Source organism: Streptomyces sp. Pv4-95, from assembly GCF_045782725.1.
In the GTDB taxonomy this organism is placed as follows: Bacteria; Actinomycetota; Actinomycetes; order Streptomycetales; family Streptomycetaceae; genus Streptomyces.
In genome coordinates this window covers 2,719,665-2,741,861 of sequence record NZ_CP127172.1, presented here as the reverse complement: position 1 = coordinate 2,741,861, position 22,197 = coordinate 2,719,665, and the positions used below count along the sequence as shown (strand labels likewise).

The following is a 22,197-nucleotide window of genomic DNA, read 5'->3' as shown; positions in this document are numbered from 1 at the left end:
GCGTGGCGGCATGCGCACACCACTTTCCGTCGTGATCGGTGCGGGCGGCACCGGCGGCCACATCTATCCGGGGCTCGCGCTCGCCGACGCGCTCCGCCGGGCCGAGCCCGATGCGGTGATCTCCTTCGTCGGCACCGAGCGGGGGCTGGAGACCCGGCTGATTCCCGAGGCCGGCTACCGGCTGCACACCGTCGACATGATCCCGTTCGACCCGTCGCTGGGCGCCAGGCGCTATCTGCTGCCGGCGGCGCTGCTCAGATCCGGTGCCCAGTGCCGTGCCCTGCTCAAGGAGCAGGGGGCCCAGGTCGCGGTCGGGATGGGCGGCTACCCGAGCGCGCCGGTCATCGTGGGGGCCCGGATGGCCGGAGTGCCGAGCCTGGTGCACGAGTCCAACGCGGTGCCCGGCCGGGCCAACAAGTTCGCGGCCCGGCTCACCCCGCACCTCGCCCTCGCCTTCGACCGCAGCCGTCCCCATCTGGCGGGCGGCGAGCGGGCGGTGACCGTGGGCATGCCGCTGGTCGGGCCGCTGGCCGGGCTGGATCGCGCGGCGCTGCGGGCGGGCGCGCGGCGGGAGCTGGGGGTGCCGGACGGGGCGCGGCTGCTGCTCGTCAACGGCGGGAGCCTGGGCGCGGCCCGGCTCACCGAGGCCGCGGTGGGGCTCGCGGCCCGGTACCGCTCCCGTCCGGACCTGCGGCTGCTGATCAAGACCGGCCCGGCGGCCCTGGAGGAGACCCGGGCGCTGCTTGCGGCCAACGGCGGGGCGGCGGTCGCCCGGGCGGTGCCCTACCTGGACCGGATGGATCTGGCCTACGCCGCCGCCGATCTCGTGGTGTGCCGGGCGGGGTCGGCCACCGTCGCGGAGCTGGCCACCATCGGTATGCCCGCCGTCCTCGTGCCGTATCCGCATGCGCCGGGCGACCACCAGACGCACAACGCGCGGGTGCTCGGCGACGCCGGCGCCGCGCTGCTGCTGTCGGACGCGGAGACCTCGGCGCAGCGGCTGGACGCCGTGGTCACCCCGCTGCTGGACGACCCGGCGCGGCTGGCGGCGATGGGCGCGGCCGCCGACCCGGGCACCCACGCGCGGGCCGCCGATCTGCTCGCCGCCGAGGCCCTCGCCCTCGCGGGCCGCCCCCATCCGCCCCTTGCCCACCGGCCCCACCACGTCTCTCACCTTCCCCACACCAACCCCGACACCAAGGAGTCAGCATGAGCAGCGACAGCACACGGGCCTGGGAGGGCCGCAAGGTTCTGGTGACCGGCGCCGAGGGATTCATCGGCTCGGCCCTGGTCGACCTGCTGGTCGAGGGCGGCGCGGAGGTGCGCGCCTTCGTGCACTACAAGCCGTATGCGGAGAAGGGCAATCTGGCCCGCTATCTGGTGCCCGGCAGCCCCGTGGAGATGATCTCGGGCGATGTGCGGGACGCCGGCCGGGTGATGGACGCCGTCGCCGGCTGCGACACGGTCTTCCATCTCGCCGCGCTGATCGGCATTCCGTACAGCTATGACGCGCCGGGCAGTTACGTGCAGACGAACGTCGTCGGCACCGAGAACGTCGCCGAAGCCTGCCGCAGGCACGACGTGCGACGGCTGGTGCACACCTCGACGAGCGAGGCCTACGGGACCGCGCTGACCGTGCCGATCGACGAGGACCACCCGCTCCAGCCCCAGTCGCCCTACTCCGCGTCGAAGATCGGCGCCGACATGATGGCGCTGTCGCACCGGCACGCCTTCGGGCTCCCGGTGACGGTCGTACGGCCCTTCAACACCTACGGCCCGCGGCAGTCCGCGCGCGCCGTGATCCCCACCATCCTGGCGCAACTCCACTCCGGCGCACGGCAGATCAAGCTGGGCTCGCTCACGCCGACCCGTGACTTCACCTATGTCACCGACACGGCGGCCGGGTTCCTGGCGATGGCCGACTGCGACCGGGCACTGGGTGAGGTCGTCAACCTGGGTACCGGGCGGGAGATCTCGATCGGGGCGCTCGCCGAGGCGCTGATAGCGGCCTCGGGCCGGACGGCCGAGGTGGTGGTGGACACCGACCGGCTGCGGCCCTCGGGCAGTGAGGTCGAGCGCCTGGTGTCGGACAACTCGCGGGCGCTGCGGTGGGCTTCGTGGGAGCCGCGGGTGTCCTTGCGGGAGGGGCTGGAGCGGACGTCGGCGTGGGTGGCGGAGCACCCGGAGCTGTTCCGCTCGGAGCGCTACCAGGTGTGAGTCGACGGGCGGCCGGCTGCGGGCGGCCGCCCGTCAGCCGAGGCCGCCGAGTCCCTGGAGCAGGACGGTGGACAGTTGCCGGGCCCAGGCGACGTCCACCGGCTCGGCGCTGACGAGGGTGCGGTGCACGATCGCACCGGCGATGAGGTCGAAGATCAGGCCGATGGCCTGTGCCGCGGCCAGCGCGCCGTCGGCGCCGGGCGTGTCCGGCGGGAGTTCGCCGCGGACCTGGGCCCGTTCGCGGCCGAGGACGACCAGTCGCTTCTGGCGGTCGACGATGGCCGAGCGGATCCGCTCGCGCAGCGCGTCGTCGGTGGTGGACTCGGCGACCACGGCCATCAGGGCCGTCTTGGTCTCGGGCCGCGCGAGCAGCGCACCGAACTGCAGCACCACGCCCTCTATGTCCGCCTGCAGGCAGCCCCGGTCGGGGAGTTCGAGCTCGTCGAAGAGGACCGCCACGGCGTCCACGACGAGCTCGTTCTTGTTGGCCCAGCGGCGGTAGAGCGTCGTCTTGGCGACGCCCGCCCGGGCCGCGACCTCGCCCATGGTGAGCTTGCCCCAGCCCAGGTCGACGAGGGCGGCCCGGGTCGCGTCGAGGATCGCGCGGTCGGTCTCGACGCTGCGCGGGCGGCCCGTGCGCCCTTTCCGGGACCTGTCGGAGCAGTGCATGGCGGCGACCATACCCGCCAGTAGTTGCCGGCGTCGTGCGGCTCGTGAGGGAGATCACGAAGCAGGGTGGCGGAAGTGGTTGCGGTGCGGGGGGCTCGAACAGTTACGCTACGGGTCGTAGCGTAAGAGCGATAACCACTGGCCCTGGGTGGGGACCCATGGCCTGTACGACCGGTCCTCCTCGGGACCGTGCGGGCGGCGCGGGCCCGGACGTACGCCGGCATTCCGGCGGGGCGTGCGGACGGGAGCGGCGCCCTGCGGAAAGGTTCGGCGGCGCCGCCGGAAGGTAATTTCCGCATCGCTTTTCGGAACGGACCGCCCAGGGGGGAGGATGGGTTCATGCAGCCACGCAACATGTCCATGAGTGGAGTCGTCGACCTCGCAGCGGTGAAGGCGGCCGGGGAAGCGAAGCAGAAGGCGGAGCAGGCCCGCACAGAGGCCGCCCGCACGGGCGGGGAGCCCGCGAGCAGCGGCCCCCTGGTGTTCGACGTCGACGAGGCAGGGTTCCAGCAGAGCGTCCTGCAGCGCTCCACCGAGGTGCCGGTCGTCATCGACTTCTGGGCCGAGTGGTGCGAGCCGTGCAAGCAGCTCGGTCCGCTGCTGGAGCGCCTCGCGGGTGAGTACGCCGGCAAGTTCGTACTGGCCAAGATCGACGTCGACGCCAACCAGAATCTCTTCCAGCAGTTCGGGGTGCAGGGCATCCCGGCGGTCTTCGCCGTCGTCGCCGGTCAGCCGATCCCGCTGTTCCAGGGCGCGGCCCCCGAGTCCCAGATCCGGCAGGTGCTCGACCAGCTCGTGCAGGCCGCCGAGCAGCAGTTCGGCATCGTGGGCGCGCCGATCGACGCCGAGGCGGCGGGTGCGGCCGAGGCGCAGGAGCCGGCGCCCGAGCCGGTCGGCCCGTACGACGCGCTGCTGGAGTCGGCGAACCAGGCGCTGGACGCCGGTGACCTGGGCGGTGCCGTCCAGGCGTACAAGAACGTCCTCTCCGACGACCCGGCGAACCCGGAGGCGAAGCTCGGGCTCGCGCAGGCCGAACTGCTCCAGCGGGTGCGGGACCTCGATCCGCAGGCGGTGCGCAAGGAGGCCGCGGAGAACCCGGCCGACGTGCAGGCGCAGATCCGCGCCGCGGACCTGGAGCTGGTCGGCGGGCATGTGGAGGACGCCTTCGGCCGGTTGGTCGACGCGGTGAAGCGGACGTTCGGTGATGACCGGGAGGCCGCGCGGCTTCGTCTGCTGGAGCTGTTCGAGGTGATCGGTGCCGACGATCCGCGGGTCACCGTGGCGCGCACCGCCCTTGCACGCGTGCTGTTCTGATCCACCCCGTTTCACACCCTCTTCACCTCCCGCGAGTCTTTTCGGCAAACGGAACGGCGGCCACGCTTTACCAAAACTTGGTAAACGTGGCCGCTGTTACTTGGAGTAAATCAAACCCGCCCTCTTGTGGTGGTGTGTCCGCAATTGCCGTATGTCTGGTCGCGGTGAGCGACGACCCTGTGTGCCCGCTTGATATCAGCCGGTCGCGACGTGGTTATCGGCCCGTTACCCGCAAGTAACGAGCCCCTTGTGCGGCGGCCGTGAATGCACCACGATCGGCCACGCTCGGTCCATTCCCGCAGCCCGGCATCCGGTCGGCGTCGCGGGGCAATTGGGTCCCCACCGAGTGGTCGGCGGCAGTGGCGCCGGCCATGGGCAGGGGGGTCTTCGCCACACCCGGCGGAGCCTGTCCTGAGAGGTTGCGCGAGAGCGTGGCCAGTGGTTGTCGCTCGGGGGTGATCGCCGGTAATCGGAACGCACATCGCCTCCGAGGACGGGCGCTCTCCTTCCCGAGGACGTAGCACTTCTCCCATCCCAGGTGCGGCCGCTCCGTTCGGAGACGGCTGACGCCGGAGATGTACGTCCGAGAAGGAGGAAAGTCATGGAGTCCCTGGCTCGTGGCGGGACCAGATGGAAGCGGTTCGCCGTCGTCATGGTGCCCAGCGTCGCGGCGACCGCCGCGATCGGCGTGGCCCTCTCGCAGGGTGCGCTCGCGGCATCGTTCAGCGTGTCCGGCCAGCAGTTCAAGGTCACTACCGACCGGCTGGACGGCACCGGATTCGTTCAGTACGGAGCCATTGACGCCCAGAAGGGCGGCAAGCAGGTCCCGGTGGCGGTCTCGGGGTTCTCGAACGCCAAGATCAAGAACCTGTGCCAGTCGGTTGTCGTGCCGGTCCCGGTCTTCGGCGATGTGTCGATGAAGCTGTCGGCCGGTGGAGGTGCCACGCCTGTCGAGGCGAAGAACCTCTACATCGACCTCGACCAGCTGGACGCGGACGCGACCTTCAACAACATCGACATCGGTGTTGCTGCAGGCTCGACGACCAAGGGTCCGGGCATGCACAAGGGCGACAAGGCCGACCCGGGCTCGTTCGCCCAGCAGGCCGACTCCGCCGTGCTGACCGGAGTCAAGCAGCGTGCCTGGGCCACGACGGCCGGCACGTTCAAGCTCAGCGGTCTGAAGATGAGCGTCAGCAAGGGCAAGAACGAGTGCTACTGACGCACTGAGCGTGCGGGCGCGGGCGAGAGCTGTACGGCGAGTGCTGCCGTTCCCCGTGCCCGTACGCCCATCGCGCAGGAGCGCACCCAGCTCAGAACCACCGATTTGCCAGTCCCGAGGAGCTGTACGACATGAGCGCCGACACGCGACCACGGCTGATCGAGACCATCGGCCGGAAGCGGATTACGTTCCGGGAGTGGCGCGGACACCGCCCGTACTGGGGCGGATTGCTGACTCTGCTGGCCGGCTTCCCGATCATGTACATCCCTTACGCGAACCTCACGATCGGTTCCCTGACCGTCCGCATGGCGACCACCGCCGGCGCCGGCTCGCTGATCATCGGCGTACTGCTGGTCGTGCTCGGTCTGACCATGTGGTTTCAGCCCGCATCCCGCGTGTTCGCGGGTGTCGCAGCGATTCTGCTCTCCCTGGTCTCCCTGGTCGTCTCGAACTTCGGGGCCTTCCTGATCGGCTTCCTTCTGGGGCTGATCGGTGGGGCGCTGGGGGTCTCGTGGGCGCCTGCCAAGGCGGGCGACGCCGGTGATCCGGCCCGTCCCGAGAAGGGCGGCCCGGTCGGCGACGCGGAGCCCGCGGCTTCCGGAGCGGGTGCCGGGTCGGGCAGGGCACTGGACGACCTGTCAGGAACGAGCCCGACCTACGGAACGAACGGGAGGCACCGTGCCGGGTGACGAGCTGCACGACAACGCAGCTGCCGGGGCGAGATCCGGGCCGAGGCACGCGGCGCCGAAGAAGCCGCTGCTGACTCGGCTCCACGTGCCCGCGGGCAAGGCGATAGCCATCGCCGCGATGCCGTCCGCCGTGCTCATGGGCATGGGGCTGACGCCTCAGATGGCCATCGCCAAGCCGGCGCCCAAGAGCCCCTTCAAGGACGGTCCCTGTGTGACCGCGCCGGACAAGGTGGAGAAGGACAGCAAGGACGGCGCCAAGGACGAGAAGGACGACACCAAGCCGTCCGCCACGCCCTCCGCGAAGCCCTCGCCCTCGGAGAGCAAGGAACCGGGCAGCGAGACGCCCGCGCCCGAGCCGTCCGACTCCAAGAAGACCGACGAGCCGTCGGGCTCCGCGACTCCGTCGCCGTCGGCCTCCGAGGAGGAGAAGGACAGCGGCGGTCTGCTGGGCGGCGTCGGTGACGCCCTCGGCGGTCTGCTGGGCACCAAGGACTCCGAGGAGTCCGAGGAGCCGTCCACCTCGCCGAGCCCGACGCCCTCCGCGTCGAAGTCGGCGACCGAGGACGCCGCGTCCGAGACCGACAAGGCCACCGAGCCGGTCAAGGACACCGTCGACGCCGTCAAGGGCGGAGCGGACAAGGCCGGCGATCCCGCCAAGGACGCCAAGGACACGGTGGACGACACCGTTCACGGCGCCGTGGGCACGGTGGACAACGCCCTTCCCGGCGGCGGTCTGGACGGCAAGGACGCCAGCGGCAAGAAGTCCTACCCCTGCGTCGTCGAGAACAAGGTCAAGGGCTCCGACGAGGAAGCCCCTGCCACCGTCCCGAACGACCCGTGGGAGCTGGAGTCCAGCGCCCTCACCCTGCGCGATCTGGACTACAAGGGCGTCGTGAACCTCAGGACGCCCGACGGCGGGACCAAGCAGGCCCTGAAGTTCACTTCGGAGAGCATCGACATCGGCGATCTGCACCAGATCGTCCAGGGCCCGTCCGGCGAGAAGTACCACGTACAGGCCGCGAAGGGCTCGACCTCCACGATCCGCGGAGGCACCGTCACGATGTACACCGAGCGGCTCGAAGGCAACCTGTTCGGCCTGATCCCGATCGTCTTCGACCCCGAGCACCCGCCGCCCATCAATGTCCCCTTCGCCTACTTCACCAAGGTGAAGATCAAGCAGGCGGGTCAGTTCGGCGGCAACCTCACCGTCCCGGGCATGAATCAGAGCATCGAGAACTGAGCGCCCGGGATCCACGGACCCGTCCGGGAGCCGCAGAAACGGCTGTGGGCCGCCCCCTGAGGAAGGGGGCGGCCCACAGCCGCGTTCACAGGCGCCAGGGGCGCGTCAGGCGCTCTGGCCGCCGAGGTGGTGCACCCGGACCATGTTGGTGGTGCCGGGGACGCCGGGGGGCGAACCCGCGGTGATGATCATCGTGTCGCCCTTGCTGTGCCGCTGGAGCTTGAGCAGCTCCGCGTCCACCAGGTCGACCATCGCGTCGGTGTTGTCGACGTGCGGCACGACGTAGGTCTCCACGCCCCAGCTGAGGGCCAGCTGCGCGCGGGTGGAGGCCTCGGTGGTGAAGGCCAGGATCGGCTGAGCCGCGCGGTAGCGCGACAGCCGGCGGGCGGTGTCACCGGACTTGGTGAAGGCGATCAGGGCCTTGCCGTCCAGGAAGTCGGCCATCTCGCAGGCCGCACGGGCCACCGCGCCACCCTGCGTACGCGGCTTCTTGCCGGGCACCAGCGGCTGCAGGCCCTTGGACAGCAGCTCCTCCTCGGCCGCCTCGACGATCTTCGACATCGTCTTGACGGTCTCGATCGGATACTGGCCGACGGAGGACTCCGCGGAGAGCATGACCGCGTCGGCGCCGTCGAGGATGGCGTTGGCGACGTCGGACGCCTCGGCGCGGGTCGGCCGCGAGTTGGTGATCATCGACTCCATCATCTGGGTCGCGACGATCACCGGCTTGGCGTTCCTGCGGCACATCTCCACCAGGCGCTTCTGCACCATCGGGACCTTCTCCAGCGGGTACTCCACCGCCAGGTCACCACGGGCGACCATGATGGCGTCGAACGCCATCACGACCTCTTCCATGTTGTTGACCGCCTGCGGCTTCTCCACCTTGGCGATGACCGGGACCCGGCGGCCCACCTCGTCCATGACGCGGTGCACGTCCTGGACGTCCTTGGCGTCCCGGACGAAGGACAGCGCGACCATGTCGCAGCCCATGGCCAGGGCGAACTTGAGGTCGTCGATGTCCTTCTCGGACAGCGCCGGGACGTTCACCGCGGCACCGGGCAGGTTGATGCCCTTGTGGTCGGAGATGACCCCGCCCTCGATGACGATGGTGCGCACCCGCGGGCCGTCGACCTCGACGACCTGCAGCGCGACGTTGCCGTCGTTGATCAGGACCGGGTCGCCCTTGGAGACGTCACCGGGCAGGCCCTTGTAGGTCGTGCCGCAGATGGTCCGGTCGCCGGGGACGTCCTCGGTGGTGATGACGAACTCGTCGCCGCGCACCAGCTCCACGGGGCCGTCGGCGAAGGTTTCCAGGCGGATCTTGGGGCCCTGGAGGTCGGCCAGCACGCCGATGGCGCGGCCGGTCTCCTCGGCGGCCTTGCGGAGGCGGTGGTACCGCTCCTCGTGCTCCGAGTGGGTCCCGTGGCTCATGTTGAAACGGGCCACGTTCATACCGGCCTCGATCAGCGTCTTCAGCTGCTCGAAGGAGTCGACGGCGGGGCCCAGGGTGCAAACGATTTTGGAACGGCGCATGGGCGGAATCCTATCGGTTTGTTTCGGAGCGGAATATTCCACGTGGTGGAAACACCAACCACTAGGCGCTGACCAGCGCATATGTCTGCTGAGCGATCTCCAGCTCTTCGTCGGTGGGGATCACGGCGACCGCTACTCGCGCGTATTCGGGCGAGATCAGCCGCGGCTCGTCGGCCCGGACGGCGTTGAGATCGGCGTCCACGGCCATGCCCATCTCCTCCAGACCGGCGATGGCGGCCGCCCGCACCGGGGCGGCGTTCTCGCCGACGCCCGCGGTGAAGGCCACCGCGTCGACCCGGCCGAGCACCGCCGTGTAGGCGCCGATGTACTTCTTCAGCCGGTGGATGTAGATGTCGAAGGCGAGCGCGGCGCGCTCGTCGCCCTCGTCGATCCGGCGCCGGATCTCGCGCATGTCGTTGTCGCCGCAGAGGCCCACCAGACCGCTCTTCTTGTTGAGCAGCTCGTCGATGGCGTCGGTGTCCATGCCCGCCACCCTCTTGAGGTGGAATACCACCGCGGGGTCGATGTCACCGGAGCGGGTACCCATGACCAGACCTTCCAAGGGGGTCAGTCCCATCGAGGTGTCGACGCAGCGGCCGCCGGCCACCGCCGAGGCGGACGCGCCGTTGCCCAGGTGCAGGACGATGACGTTGACCTCGGAGGGGTCCTTGCCGAGCAGCGCGGCCGCCCGGCGCGAGACGTAGGCGTGCGAGGTGCCGTGGAAGCCGTAGCGGCGGATGCGGTGCGCGTCGGCGGTCGCGACGTCGATGGCGTAGCGGGCCGCGTGCTCCGGCATCGTGGTGTGGAACGCGGTGTCGAAGACGGCGACCTGCGGCAGGTCCGGGCGCAGCGCGCGAGCGGTCCTGATGCCGGTGATGTTCGCCGGGTTGTGCAGCGGAGCGACCGGCACCAGCCGCTCGATCTCCTGCAGCACGGCGTCGTCGATCACCGTCGGCGCGGAGAACTTCAGGCCGCCGTGGACCACGCGGTGGCCGATCGCGGCCAGTTGCGGTGAGTCCAGCCCGAGGCCGTCGGCCTGCAGTTCCGCGGCGACGGCCTTCAGGGCCGCCTCATGGTCGGCTATCGGCCCCTCCTGCTCGCGCGTGACGCCGTCGCCGGACAGCGGGGTGTGGGCCAGGCGCGAGGTCGCCTCACCGATCCGCTCGACCAGGCCGACGGCCAGACGGCTGCCGTCTGCCATGTCGAGCAGCTGGTATTTCACCGACGAGGAGCCGGAGTTGAGGACGAGGACGCGGGAGGCGTTGGCAGTCATGAAGGGGCTTTCCGGTGGGGTTGGGGGAGGGCGTGGGGAACCGGCGCGTCAGCCGGTGTGCCCGGCGCCGGGCTGGGCACCCTGGGCCTGGATGGCGGTGATGGCCACGGTGTTGACGATGTCCTGGACCAGCGCGCCGCGCGAGAGGTCGTTGACCGGCTTGCGCAGACCCTGCAGGACCGGGCCGACGGCGACCGCGCCGGCCGAGCGCTGCACGGCTTTGTAGGTGTTGTTGCCGGTGTTGAGGTCCGGGAAGATCAGCACGGTGGCCTTGCCCGCGACGTCCGACTCCGGGAGCTTGGTCTGCGCGACCGCCGCGTCCACCGCGGCGTCGTACTGGATCGGGCCCTCGACCAGCAGGTCGGGGCGCAGCTCGCGGACCAGCTCGGTGGCCTTGCGGACCTTGTCGACGTCCGCGCCGGAGCCGGAGGTGCCGGTGGAGTACGACAGCATCGCGATCCGCGGCTCGACACCGAACTGGGCGGCGGTGGCCGCCGACTGGATGGCGATGTCGGCGAGCTGCTCGGCGTTCGGGTCGGGGTTGACGGCGCAGTCGCCGTAGACCAGCACCCGGTCGGCCAGGCACATGAAGAACGCCGAGGAGACGATCTGGGCGCCGGGCCGGGTCTTGATGATCTCGAAGGCAGGGCGGATGGTCGCCGCGGTGGAGTGCACCGCACCGGAGACCATGCCGTCGGCCATCCCCTCCTGGACCATCAGGGTGCCGAAGTAGGAGACGTCCGCGACGATGTCGTAGGCCAGCTCCTGGCTGACGCCCCGGTGGGCGCGCAGCTGCGCGTACCGCTCCGCGAAGCGTTCGCGCATCTCGGAGGTCTGCGGGTCGATGATCTGCGCGTCCGCCAGGTCGATGGCCAGGTCGGCGGCGCGCTTGCGGATCGCCTCCTCCTCGCCGAGCAGCGTCAGCGCGCAGACGTCGCGGCGCAGCAGCACATCGGCGGCGCGCAGCACGCGCTCCTCGGTGCCCTCGGGCAGCACGACGCGGCGGCGGGCGGAGCGGGAGCGTTCGATCAGCTCGTGCTCGAACATCATCGGGGTGACGCGGCCGGAGCGGGCGACGGAGATGCGGTTGGTCAGCTCCACGGTGTCCACATGCCGCTCGAACAGGCCGAGGGCGGTCTCCGCCTTGCGCGGGGAGGCGGCGTTGAGCTTGCCCTCGATGGCGAACAGCTCGGCGGCGGTCGGGAAGGACCCGCCGGGCACGGAGACGACCGGGGTGCCGGGGGCGAGCCGGCCGGCCAGCGCCATGATGTCGGGGCCGGGCTGCTCGTCGAGGGTCAGCACCACGCCGGCGATCGGCGGGGCGCCGGCGCTGTGCGCGGCGAGCGAGCCGATGACGAGGTCGGCGCGGTCCCCGGGGGTGACGACGAGGCAGCCGGGGGTCAGCGCCTTGAGGAAGGTCGGCAGCATGGCGCCGCCGAAGACGAAGTCGCGCGCGTCCCGGGCGAGGCCGGAGTTGTCGCCGAGCAGTACCTCGGCGCCGAGTGTGTGGACGATCTGGCCGACGGTCGGCGCGGAGAGCGAGCCGTCCTCGGGGAGCGCGTAGCAGGGCACCGGCAGGCGGGCGGTGAGGCGTTCCTCGATGGCCTCGCGCTGCGCGGGGTCGACGCGGTTGACGACGAGGGCGACGACGTCGCAGCCCAGCGAGTGGTAGGCGCGGTAGGCGTTGCGGGCCTCGTCGCGCACCGACTCGGCCTCTTGGCCCTGGCCGCCGACGACGGCGATCACGGAGGCGCCGAACTCGTTGGCGAGCCGGGCGTTGAGGTTGAGTTCCGCGGGCAGGTTCGTCGCGGCGAAGTCGGATCCCAGCACGAGGACGTACTCGTACTCGTCGGCGACGCGGTGGAAGCGCTCGACGAGCCGGGAGACCAGCTCGTCGGTGCCGCGCTCGGCCTGGAGGGTGCCGGCCTCCTCGTAGCTCAGACCGAAGGCCGCGTCGGGGGTCTGGGCGAGGCGGTAGCGGGCCCGCAGCAGGTCGAACAGCCGGTCGGGCCCGTCGTGGACCAGCGGCCTGAAGACCCCCACCCGGTCGACATGGCGGGTCAGGAGCTCCATGACTCCCAGCTCGACGACCTGACGGCCGTCGCCGCGGTCGATCCCGGTCACGTACACGCTGCGCGTCACGCGTGCTCTCCGATCCTGTTCTGTCGCTGGTTCCGCCGCGGCAAGATCAAATGACCCTTTATGGCGGGCTTGCCCCTCTTGACAATACCTGCGTGTGTCGGTAGGTCGCTCTCCCGGTTTCCCCGAGCAGACCAGTGGAGGAGACAGTACGGGTGGTCCGGTGGGTGAGGGCAGGGCCCGCCGGCTCGTGAAACAATCGGACCGGCTCTCACGAACCGACAGCGAGCACAGGAGACACAGCACGATGCGTATCGGAGTCCTCACCGCAGGCGGCGACTGCCCCGGGCTGAACGCTGTGATCCGGTCTGTCGTCCACCGTGCCCTCACCGGTCACGGTGACGAGGTCATAGGTTTCGAGGACGGCTTCGCCGGCCTGCTCGACGGCCGCTTCCGCAAGCTCGACCTCGAAGCGGTCAGCGGCATCCTCGCCCGCGGCGGCACCATCCTCGGCTCGTCCCGGCTGGAGCGCGCGCGGCTGCGCGAGGCATGCGAGGACGCCAAGGACCACTCCAAGGACTACGGCATCGACGTCCTGATCCCGATCGGCGGCGAGGGCACCCTCACCGCGGCGCGGATGCTGTCGGACGCCGGTCTGCCGGTCGTCGGCGTCCCCAAGACCATCGACAACGACATCTCCTCCACCGACCGCACCTTCGGCTTCGACACCGCCGTCGGTGTCGCCACGGAGGCCATCGACCGCCTCAAGACCACCGCGGAGTCGCATCAGCGGGTCATGGTCGTCGAGGTGATGGGCCGCCACGCGGGATGGATCGCGCTGGAGTCCGGGATGGCCGGCGGCGCCCACGGCATCTGCCTGCCCGAGCGCCCCTTCGACGTCAACGACCTCGTGACGATGGTCGAGGAACGCTTCGCCCGGGGCAAGAAGTTCGCGGTCGTCTGCGTCGCCGAGGGCGCGCACCCCGCCGCGGAGACCATGGAATACGCCAAGGGCGCGATCGACCAGTTCGGTCACGAGCGCTTCACCGGCATCGGCAACCACCTCGCCGTCGAACTGGAGAAGCGCCTCGGCAAGGAGGCCCGCCCGGTCATCCTCGGCCACGTCCAGCGCGGCGGCACCCCGACCGCCTACGACCGGGTGCTCGCCACCCGCTTCGGCTGGCACGCCGTCGAGGCCGCGCACCGGGGCGACTTCGGCAGGATGACCGCCCTGCGCGGCACGGACATCGAGATGGTGCCGCTGGCCGAGGCGGTCACCGAGCTCAAGACGGTGCCGGCGGCGCGCATGGACGAGGCCGAGTCGGTCTTCTGACCCGTCGCTGCGCACTGCCGGGCTCCCGGACTCTCCCGCGGCGCCGGTTCCGCGCGGACCCGCACCAAAACGGTGGCGCCCCTTCCCCGGCCGGGGAAGGGGCGCCACCGTCCTGTCAGGTGCGGCTCACTGCGCGCCGATGGCCTCAAGGACGTTGAGCCGGGCCGCCCGGCGGGCCGGCCACAGCGCGGCCAGCACTCCCACGACCAGGGCGATCAGCAGGAACAGCCCGAGCCTGCCCCAGGGCAGCACCATCTCGTACGTGGGGAACGAGGAGCCGGCCAGGCTGCCGCCGGCCCAGGCCAGGAAGATCCCCACCCCGATGCCGAGCACCGCGCCGAACAGCGAGAGAACCACCGACTCCAGCCGGACCATCTGCTTGATGCCGCCGCGCGAGAGGCCGATCGCCCGCAGCATCCCGATCTCCCGGGTCCGCTCGAAGACCGACATGGCCAGGGTGTTGACGACACCGACCACCGCGATGACGACGGCCATGCCCAGCAGCCCGTAGACCATGTTCAGCACGGTGTCGATCTGTCCCGCGCTCTCCTTGCGCAGGTCCTCGTGGTTTTGCACCTTCACCAGCGGGCTGTCGCCGAGGGCGTGCCGGATGTCCTCGACCAGCGCCTCGGAGCCGCCGCCCGCCGCCTTCACCAGCAGCGTGTCGTCCTTCAGCTGCTCCAGGTGCGGATCGACCAGCGAGGAGGCCGCGAAGGACTCGCCGAGCATGTCGTTGTCGTCGTAGACCGCCGCGACGGTGAGTTCGGCCTTCTTCTTGTCGTAGAACTCGGCGTCGATCCGGTCGCCGACCTGCCAGCCGTGGTCCTTCGCGCTGCTCTGCGAGACCGCGATACCGCCGGCGCGTACCGCGTCCAACGAGCCCTTGCGGAAGCTCAGCCGGGTGACCTTGCCGATCTGGTCGAGGTCCGTGCCGTGGACGTAGCCGTAGCCGCCGTCGGCGCTGAAGCCGGCGCCGCGCAGGGAGGCCGTCGCCTCGACGCCGGGCAGCCGCGCGACCTTCTTCGACAGCTGCGGGTCCAGACCGACGAAGGTCGAGGTCTCGATCCGGTAGTCGGCCGTCATCCCCGTGGCCGCCATCTTGTCCATGCCGCGCTGGGTGGAGTGTCCGACGACCGTCATACCGGTGATCAAGGTGAGGCCGATCATCAGCGCGGACGCGGTCGCCGCGGTACGGCGGGGGTTGCGCAGCGCGTTCTCCTTGGCCAGCTTGCCGCCGACGCCGAACAGCCGGGTGGTGACCAGACCGGCCAGCGACACCAGCGGGCGGGACAGCAGCGGGGCCAGGATGATCACGCCGGTCAGCGTCAGCATAGAGCCGGCCATGGCGATCGGCAGATCGTCACCGGACTTCAGCGTCGAGACCCAGAGCATGGTGGCCACGCCGAGACCGGTGACCACCGAGCCGATCACATTGCGCACGACGAGGCTGCGCGGCGCGGGCGGTGCCTCGACGGTGCTGAGCGCCTCCACCGGGGCGATCTTCGCCGCCTTCCGGGACGGCAGCCAGGCGGCCAGCACGGTCACCACGACGCCGACGCCCAGGGCGGAGAGCACCGCGGCGGGGCTGATGACGAGGGGCCCGTCCGGGAAGCCGACGCCGTTGGCGTCCAGGACCGCCCGCAGGCCGACGGCGAGACCGGTGCCCAGCGCGAAGCCGACGAGGGAGGAGACCAGCCCCAACAGGGCGGCCTCGGCCAGTACCGAGCGGACGACCTGTCGTCGCGAGGCACCGACCGCACGCAGCAGCGCGATCTCCCGGCTGCGCTGGGAGATCAGCATGGTGAAGGTGTTGGCGATGATGAAGACGCCGACGAACAGGGCGATTCCGGCGAAGGCCAGCAGGGTCTGGCTCAGCGCGCTGTTCTGCTGCGCGACCATCCGGGCCTGCTCGGCGGCGAGTTCGGTGCCGCTGGTCGCCTCGGCGCGCTTCGCGGGCAGCAGCTCGCGGACCTTCGCGGTCAGCGCCTGCTGGTCGGTGCCGGGTTCCGCGGCCACCACCAGCTCGTCGAACTGGCCGGGGTGCAGATACAGCTTCTGTGCCGTGGCGGTGTCGAACAGCGCCAGGGTGCCGCCCGAGGTCACCTGCGGGTCGTCGGTGGTGACCGTGCCGACCAGCTTCTTCTCCAGCACCGGACCGTCCGTCGCGAACCGCACGGTGTCGCCGATGCGGTAGCCGGCGGCCTGCGCGGTGCCGGCGGCCAGGGCGATCTCGTCGCCGGCGGCCGGGCCGCGGCCCTCGGCCAGCGGGTAGCGGCTGTCCTTGCCGCCGGTGTCCGGGCGGTAGTTGACGGCACGATTGAAGAGGCCCTCGTCGAGCGGCCGGCCGTCCTTCCCGGCGAGCGTCGCCTCGCCGGTCACCTCGGCCCGTACGGACGCCACACCCGGCAGGGCACGGATGCGGTCCGCCAGCTTGTCGTCGAGCGCGGTGGCCCGCTTGCCGTCCTTCTCCGGCCCGCCGCCGGTGTCGCTGTCCGAGACGGCCTGGACGGAGACGGCCACGTCCTTGAGGTTCTTGGTGGAGGCGTTCTTGACGGCCTCTCCGACGGTGTCGCTGAAGATGAGGGTGCCGGCGACGAAGGCGACGCCGAGCAGCACCGCGAGCGCGGTCATCAGCAAGCGGGCTTTGTGCGCAAGGACATTGCGCAGGGCGGTTGTCAGCATGGTGGTGGTCAGTCCTGGAGTCGTGGTGCGCCGGATACGGAGGGGGCGGCGGGTGCGCCGCGGGTACCGGCCGTGCCCGGCCGGAGCCGGGCGCCCGGTGCCGGGGCGGTCGGGGCCGGGCCGGGGGCCCGTCCGGGGATGCCCTAGGAGGTGCGGGCGCCCGAGTCGAACAGCCGCATACGGTCCAGCACGGCGTCGGCGGTCGGCTCGTGCAGCTCCTCGACGATCCGGCCGTCCGCCAGGAAGACCACCCGGTCCGCGTAGCCGGCCGCGACCGGGTCGTGGGTGACCATCACGACGGTCTGGTCCATGGCGCGCACCGACTCCCGCAGGAAGCCCAGCACTTCGGCGCCGGAGCGGGAGTCGAGGTTGCCGGTGGGCTCGTCGGCGAAGATGATCTCCGGCTGGGCGGCCAGTGCGCGGGCGACCGCGACGCGCTGTTGCTGGCCGCCGGAGAGCTGGCCCGGGCGGTGGCGGAGCCGCCCGCCCAGACCGACGGTCTCGATGACGTTGCTGACCCACTGCCGGTCGGGCCTGCGGCCCGCGATGTCCATGGGCAGCGTGATGTTCTCCAGCGCGTTCAGCGTGGGCAGCAGGTTGAACGCCTGGAAGATGAAACCGATCTTGTCCCGGCGCAGCCGCGTCAGCTGCTTGTCGTTCAGCGACGCCAGCTCGACGTCACCGATCCGGGCCGAGCCGGCGGAGATCGAGTCCAGTCCGGCCATGCAGTGCATCAGCGTCGACTTGCCGGAGCCGGAGGGGCCCATGATGGCGGTGAACTGGGCCTGCCGGAAGTCGACGGAGACGGAGTCCAGGGCGACCACGCGGGTATCCCCCTGTCCGTAGACCTTGCTCAGATCCGTGGCCCGCGCGGCGACGGCCGCGGTGGCTCGGGCGGGGGCGGGGGAACCGGGAAAGCCCGGAAAGGCTGCCGCGTGGGACACGGGGACTCCTGGAAGGGGACGGACGATGTGATGTCCCCATTCTTGTTTGCGCAGGTCAGGCAGGTCGTCACCCGGAGGGACCGACAGTGGGACCGGCCGGAAGTCCTATCGGGGGCGCTGCCGTCATCCCCTGGACGGAGGGCCGTCCGACCTTTGGCCGACGCCTGGGCGACGCCTTGTCAGGGTGCTCCCCCAGGGGCAGCCGGCGGGCCGTGGACCGACGCTACGGGGCCAGCCGCTGCCAGAACTCCGCCAGGATGTCGCCGAGGAACGCCTGTCCGGCCTTGCCGGACGCGTCGGCGCTGCCTCCGCCGCCCCAGTTGAGGGAGGCGGTCATCGTCGCCTGGTAGTCGGTGTGCAGCCCCTGGAGGACGTCCTGGATCCGCTGCTTGGGCAGCGGTACGAGCTTGCCCACCGGCCGGACGTACGCCTGCCACCGGGTGGTCGCGGCGCTCGTCAGCAGCTCGGTCAGCCGGGTGTCCTGGCCGGTGAACCGGATCAGTGCGGGCAGCGGCAGGTGGAGCGTGTCGGCGAGCGCCGCGGCCTGCCGGTCGTTGCCGGTCCACCGCCCGCCGTCCTCCAGGCGCTCGTACGCGCCCTGGTCCATGCCGATGACCAGCGCCAGGTCCGCCGGGGCCAGGCCCAGCGCGAGACGGTACTCACGCAGCGTTCCCGGGGCGCCGAGGAGTTCGGCGGGGGCGCACCACAGTGCGCCGGCCAGCGCGGTCAGCTCCGCCTCGGTGGGGGAGCTCTCGGCCAGCTCCCAGGACGCCACGGTCGAGGGTGATATGCGCAGGCCGTAGGCGGCCCAGATGCCGTAGGCGACGTGGGCGTGGGTCATGCCGAGGGCCTCGCGGAGCTTTCCGGCAGCCTCGGCGTCGAAGGGGGGCCTGTGCTGATCCCCGGCGTGCGTGTTCACTGGCACACGGTAGGTGACGGTGCCCATTCGCACCTATTGTGCGTATGACCAAGCCTGAATGTCGTAGGAAGCTACGGGCGGGTCGGTTTCGGTGGCGGGGTCAGCCCTTCACCGCGCCGCCGAGCGCGAAGCCGCCGCCCAGGCGCCTGGAGATCATGATGTACAGCAGGATCACGGGTGTCGAGTAAAGGATCGAGAATGCCGCCAGTTCGCCGAAGGCGATGGCGCCGTAGTTGCCGAAGAACGTGAAGATGCTGACGGAGGCGGGCAGCTGCTCGGGGGAGAGCAGCAGCATGAAGGGGACGAAGAAATTGCCCCACATCATGATGAAGGTGTAGATCGTCACGACGGTGAAGCCGGGGCCCATGAGCGGCAGCACGACCCGCAGCAAGGTCTGCAGCCAGGAGGCGCCGTCCGTCCAGGCCGCCTCCTCCAGGACCTTGGGGACACCGTCCATGAAGTTCTTCATCAGCCAGATGGCGAAGGGGAGCTGGGTGGCGGCCAGGAACAGCGCGGTGCCGTACATGGTGTCGATCAGATTCACCTGCACGAACAGCCCGTAGACCGGGACCATGATCGCGGTGATCGGCAGACAGGTCGAGAACAGGACGGTCAGCAGGTAGGGGCGGCTGAAGCGGGCACGGAAGCGGGAGAGCGGATAGGCGGCCAGGGCCGCGCAGACGACCGCGAGGAGGGTCGCGCCGCCGCACAGCAGCAGGCTGTTGAGCATCGGCGTGAAGGTGATCTCGTCGGTCAGCACCGCGGAGAAGTTGTCCGTGGTGGGGGACTTCGGCAGCCGCACCCGCAGCGTGGCCTCGGTGTCCAGGGAGGACAGCACCAGCCACACCAGCGGGATCGCGAACGCCGTCGCGGCCGCCAGCAGCCCGGCGTCGGCGGCGAGGCGGTGGCGGGCGGACCGGGTGAGAAGGCCGCGGCGGCGGCCGGTGGCTGCCCGGTCCTGGCGCCGCGGGTGCGGGGCGGCGCTCCTCCTGCCCGGCACGGCGAGGCGTGACATCAGACCTCCTCGCGCATCAGCCGCAGATAGACCGCGGAGAACAACGCGCCCACCACGAGCAGCAGCAGCGCCACCGCCGTTCCGTAGCCGATCAGCGCTTTCATGAACGCCTGGTCGTACATGAACACCGGCAGCGTCTGGCTGCGGCTGCCGGGCCCGCCGCGGGTCATCGCCCAGATCAGCCCGAAGACGGAGAGTGTCTGCAGGGTGTTGAGCATCAGATTGGTGCCGACGGAGCGGCGGATCATCGGCAGCGTGATGTGCCACAGCCGCTTCACCCCGCCGGCGCCGTCGACCTGCGCGGACTCGGTGACCTCCCGAGGGATCTCGGCGAGCGCGGCGGAGTAGATGAGCATCGAGAACGCGGTGCCGCGCCAGACGTTGGCGAACGACACGGCGAGGATGGGGAGGGTGAACAGCCAGTTCTGGGTGGGCAGATGGAGCCAGTCCAGGAGGGCGTTGAGGGTGCCGCGGCGTTCGAAGAAGGTGTAGAGCAGGAAACCGGCGACGATCTCCGGCAGCACCCAGGCGGTGATCACCACCGCGCCGGTGAGCGCGCGCATCGGCCGCGAAGCGCGCCGCATCAGGCCGGCGAGGGCGAGTCCCAGGGTGTTCTGGCCGAGAATCGAGGAGATCAGGGTGAACACCAGCGTCAGGACGACCGCGTTGAGGAAGCGGGTGTCGGTGAAGGCGCGGCGGAAGTTGGCCAGGCCCACGAAGGACGCCGACTCCTGGCCGGTCAACTGGGTGTCGGTGAAGGCGATGTAGACGCAGTAGCCGATCGGCCCGGCGAGGAAGAGCAGCAGGAGGACGGTGGCGGGGGCGAGCGGGGACCAGCGCAGCAGGCTCCCGCGGGCGGGGGTGCGCACGCCGCGGTCCTGGCGGACGGCCTTGGCGGCGCGGCTCACGGCTTGCGGATGACGCGGCCGTCCACCAGCGACTTCAGCTGCTCGTCGTACTCCCGGGCCGCCGCCTCCGGTGCGGAGTCGTCGGCGGTGACCGCCTCCATCGCCTCACCGATCGCCGAGGAGACCTGGGGGTAGACGGGCAGCGCCGGCCGGTACCGGCTGATCTTGACCAGGCCGGTGAAGAAGCCGATGCCGGGCACCGACTTCAGGTAGCGCGGGTCGGCGGCGACGTCCTTGCGTACGGCGATCTGCGCGCCTCGTACGCACCACTCCAGGGCGTTCTGCCGCGACTGGAAGGTCTCGATCAACTTCCAGGCGAGGTCGGGCTGTTGGGAGCGCTGCGGGATCGACCAGGTCCAGCCGCCGGCCAGGCTGACCTTGCCGGGCGGTTCGCCGTGCTGGGTGGGGAACGGCGCCTGGCCGAGCGTCCTGGACCACTCCGGCCAGGGCCTGCCGCCGGTCTTCTGCCACTGCTGGCCGAGCCATGAGCCGTCCAGGTCGATGGCGAGCTTCTGCTCGGGCAGCAGCTCGGCCACGACATTGGTCTGGATGTTGGGGCTGAGCGCGTCCGACACCTCGGGGCCGAGCCCTTCCTTGTAGACGGTGTCGATGAACCGCAGGCTGTCGCGGAAGCCCTTGCTGCCGGTGACCCACTTCTTCGTGCCGGGGTCGTAGAGCTGATGCTCGCCGGTGCCGTAGAGCAGCATCTCGAAGCCCTGCATGACGGCGGCCTCGCCCGCGCCCTTGCCGGTGAAGACGTTCAGCGGGATGACGCCGGGCACCTTGCGCTTGATCGTGCGGGCGGCGTCGAGCACGTCGTCCCAGGTCCTGGGCTTCCAGTTGGTGGGCAGGCCGGCGCGCGCGAAGTACTTCCGGTTGAACCACAGCCCGCGGGTGTCCGTGCCGTCCGGGACGCCGTAGGTCTTGCCGTCCTGGGCCTTGGCGGCGGTCTTCGCGGTCGCCTCGAACTGCCCCCACGCGTCCCATGTGCCGAGGTGGTCGTCCAGCGGGCGCAGCAGCCCGGCCTTGATGTCGGAGTTGATCAGGAAGGTGTCCTCGTAGACCACGTCGGGTGTGGTCTTCGGGGAGCGCATCATCTGCTGGATCTTGGCGTAGTAGTCGTTCTCCGACGCCTGGATCGGGATGAGCTTGACCTTCTTGCCGGGGTTGGCCTTCTCGAACTGCTTCGCCACCAGGCGGACGTAGTCGTCGCGGACCGTCACCCGGTTGTTGGTGTCCTTGATGAAGGCGACCCGGACGGTGTTCCGGTCGGCGGCGGATCCGCCGCCGCAGGCGGTGAGCGTGCCGGCGGCCAGAGCGGCGGCGACGAGAAGGGTCAGCGGGGCGGTGGGGCGCACGACACGACCTCCAACTAGCCACGGTGGGCTGCCCGGTGAAGGTAAGTCACCTCTCCGGACGGGTCAATGGCCCGACCATCGGTAGCGCAGTTCCGGACGCCCGACCTGGCCGTACTGCGGGGCGCGGGCGGCCCGGCCGCTCTCCACGAGGTGTTCGAGGTAGCGGCGGGCGGTGATGCGGGAGATCCCCACATCGGTGGCCGCCTCGGTCGCCGTCAGACCGTCCTCGGCGGCGCGCAGCACATCGGTCACCGCGCGCAGGGTGGCCGCGGTGAGGCCCTTGGGCATGGCGGCGGGGCGCGGCGCGCGCAGCGCGGCGATCGCCCGGTCCACCTCGTCCTGCCCGCTGGCCTCGCCCGCGGTGGCGCGGAACTCGGCGTAGCGGGTCAGCCGGTCGCGCAGGGTGGCGAAGGTGAACGGCTTCAGCACGTACTGCACGACGCCCAGGGAGACGCCCTCGCGCACCACGGCCAGGTCGCGGGCGGAGGTGACGGCGATGACATCGGCGGTGTGGCCCGCCGCGCGCAGCTTGCGCACCAGGTTCAGCCCGTGGGCGTCCGGCAGATAGAGGTCGAGCAGCAACAGATCGACGGGGTGCTGGTCGAGGTGACGGCGGGCGTCGGCGCCGGAGTGCACCGTGCCGGAGACGGTGAAGCCGGGCACCCGCCCGACGTACAGGGCGTGCGCGTCGGCGGCGACCGGGTCGTCCTCGACGATGAGGACCCGGATGTCGGAAGGGGGCACCGGGCTCATCCTCTCGTGGTCGAGCGGGCGTGGTGGCCGGCCCGGCGGGCCGCGTGGCCGC

The 22,197-nt window shown here is 70.8% G+C and carries 18 protein-coding genes; 7 read left to right on the top strand and 11 right to left on the bottom strand.

All coding sequences use genetic code 11. The features are described from left to right. The first annotated feature begins 10 nt into the window (after nt 1-10). Together QOM21_RS11965 and QOM21_RS11960 are read left to right on the top strand one after the other, a co-directional pair. A complete protein-coding gene (locus QOM21_RS11965) occupies nt 11-1,213 on the top strand; it encodes a UDP-N-acetylglucosamine--N-acetylmuramyl-(pentapeptide) pyrophosphoryl-undecaprenol N-acetylglucosamine transferase (protein WP_407549903.1) in 1,203 nt (400 codons plus the stop codon). Beyond that, nucleotides 1,210-2,217 (top strand): GDP-mannose 4,6-dehydratase, encoded by a 1,008-nt coding sequence (locus tag QOM21_RS11960; RefSeq protein WP_407549902.1) that lies wholly within the window; start codon nt 1,210-1,212, stop codon nt 2,215-2,217. The genes QOM21_RS11965 and QOM21_RS11960 overlap by 4 nt, the downstream gene beginning before the upstream one ends. Nucleotides 2,218-2,250: 33 nt before the next feature. Here QOM21_RS11960 and QOM21_RS11955 read toward each other — a convergent pair whose 3' ends face one another. Next, nucleotides 2,251-2,898 carry a TetR/AcrR family transcriptional regulator gene (locus QOM21_RS11955; protein ID WP_407549901.1) on the bottom strand — a complete coding sequence of 216 codons (648 nt, stop codon included), beginning with the start codon at nt 2,896-2,898 and terminating at the stop codon, nt 2,251-2,253. Between the two features lie 327 nt (nt 2,899-3,225). Here QOM21_RS11955 and QOM21_RS11950 point away from each other — a divergent pair, with 327 nt between their 5' ends. The 4 genes from QOM21_RS11950 to QOM21_RS11935 all read left to right on the top strand — a co-directional run bounded on the left by QOM21_RS11950 (nt 3,226) and on the right by QOM21_RS11935 (nt 7,348). After that, nucleotides 3,226-4,200 (top strand): tetratricopeptide repeat protein, encoded by a 975-nt coding sequence (locus QOM21_RS11950; protein WP_407549900.1) that lies wholly within the window; start codon nt 3,226-3,228, stop codon nt 4,198-4,200. Nucleotides 4,201-4,801: 601 nt separating this feature from the next. Further along, a complete protein-coding gene (locus QOM21_RS11945; RefSeq protein ID WP_398557866.1) occupies nt 4,802-5,419 on the top strand; it encodes a DUF6230 family protein in 618 nt (205 codons plus the stop codon). 131 nt (nt 5,420-5,550) lie between these two features. After that, nucleotides 5,551-6,108 carry a DUF6114 domain-containing protein gene (locus tag QOM21_RS11940; RefSeq protein ID WP_407549899.1) on the top strand — a complete coding sequence of 186 codons (558 nt, stop codon included), beginning with the start codon at nt 5,551-5,553 and terminating at the stop codon, nt 6,106-6,108. Next, entirely contained in the window at nt 6,098-7,348 is a 1,251-nt protein-coding gene (locus QOM21_RS11935) for a hypothetical protein (RefSeq protein WP_407549898.1), read from the top strand. Before QOM21_RS11940 ends, QOM21_RS11935 begins: the two co-directional genes overlap by 11 nt. Before the next feature lie 105 nt (nt 7,349-7,453). Here the strand turns inward: QOM21_RS11935 and pyk are convergent, their stop codons facing one another. The 3 genes from pyk to pta form a co-directional block, all read right to left on the bottom strand. Next, nucleotides 7,454-8,881, bottom strand: a complete 1,428-nt coding sequence (pyk, locus tag QOM21_RS11930) for a pyruvate kinase (RefSeq protein WP_407549897.1) — start codon at nt 8,879-8,881, stop codon at nt 7,454-7,456. Nucleotides 8,882-8,942: 61 nt separating this feature from the next. After that, the gene (locus tag QOM21_RS11925) at nt 8,943-10,154 is read right to left on the bottom strand and encodes an acetate kinase (protein ID WP_407549896.1); all 1,212 of its coding nucleotides are present in this window, start codon (nt 10,152-10,154) and stop codon (nt 8,943-8,945) included. Nucleotides 10,155-10,202: 48 nt separating this feature from the next. After that, entirely contained in the window at nt 10,203-12,296 is a 2,094-nt protein-coding gene (pta, locus tag QOM21_RS11920; protein WP_407549895.1) for a phosphate acetyltransferase, read from the bottom strand. Nucleotides 12,297-12,540: 244 nt separating this feature from the next. Between pta and QOM21_RS11915 the strand changes: the two genes are divergently transcribed. After that, complete coding sequence (locus QOM21_RS11915; protein ID WP_407549894.1) at nt 12,541-13,566, top strand: ATP-dependent 6-phosphofructokinase; 1,026 nt, start codon at nt 12,541-12,543, stop codon at nt 13,564-13,566. Between the two features lie 126 nt (nt 13,567-13,692). On the opposite strand, the gene QOM21_RS11910 is transcribed toward QOM21_RS11915, so the two are convergent. From QOM21_RS11910 to QOM21_RS11880, 7 genes are all read right to left on the bottom strand, one after another. Beyond that, a complete protein-coding gene (locus QOM21_RS11910; protein WP_407549893.1) occupies nt 13,693-16,248 on the bottom strand; it encodes an ABC transporter permease in 2,556 nt (851 codons plus the stop codon). 143 nt (nt 16,249-16,391) lie between these two features. Beyond that, nucleotides 16,392-17,192 carry an ABC transporter ATP-binding protein gene (locus QOM21_RS11905; protein ID WP_407549892.1) on the bottom strand — a complete coding sequence of 267 codons (801 nt, stop codon included), beginning with the start codon at nt 17,190-17,192 and terminating at the stop codon, nt 16,392-16,394. A gap of 223 nt (nt 17,193-17,415) precedes the next feature. Then, nucleotides 17,416-18,117: a helix-turn-helix domain-containing protein gene (locus tag QOM21_RS11900; RefSeq protein ID WP_407555639.1), complete on the bottom strand. Its 702-nt coding sequence runs from the start codon at nt 18,115-18,117 to the stop codon at nt 17,416-17,418. 94 nt (nt 18,118-18,211) lie between these two features. Continuing rightward, on the bottom strand, nt 18,212-19,126 hold the full coding sequence (locus QOM21_RS11895) for a carbohydrate ABC transporter permease (protein WP_407549891.1): 915 nt from the start codon (nt 19,124-19,126) through the stop codon (nt 18,212-18,214). Continuing rightward, a complete protein-coding gene (locus tag QOM21_RS11890; RefSeq protein WP_407555638.1) occupies nt 19,126-19,995 on the bottom strand; it encodes a carbohydrate ABC transporter permease in 870 nt (289 codons plus the stop codon). The genes QOM21_RS11895 and QOM21_RS11890 overlap by 1 nt, the downstream gene beginning before the upstream one ends. A 35-nt stretch (nt 19,996-20,030) precedes the next feature. Next, on the bottom strand, nt 20,031-21,392 hold the full coding sequence (locus tag QOM21_RS11885) for an extracellular solute-binding protein (RefSeq protein ID WP_407549890.1): 1,362 nt from the start codon (nt 21,390-21,392) through the stop codon (nt 20,031-20,033). Between the two features lie 63 nt (nt 21,393-21,455). Next, entirely contained in the window at nt 21,456-22,145 is a 690-nt protein-coding gene (locus QOM21_RS11880) for a response regulator (RefSeq protein WP_407549889.1), read from the bottom strand. Nucleotides 22,146-22,197 lie beyond the last annotated feature (52 nt).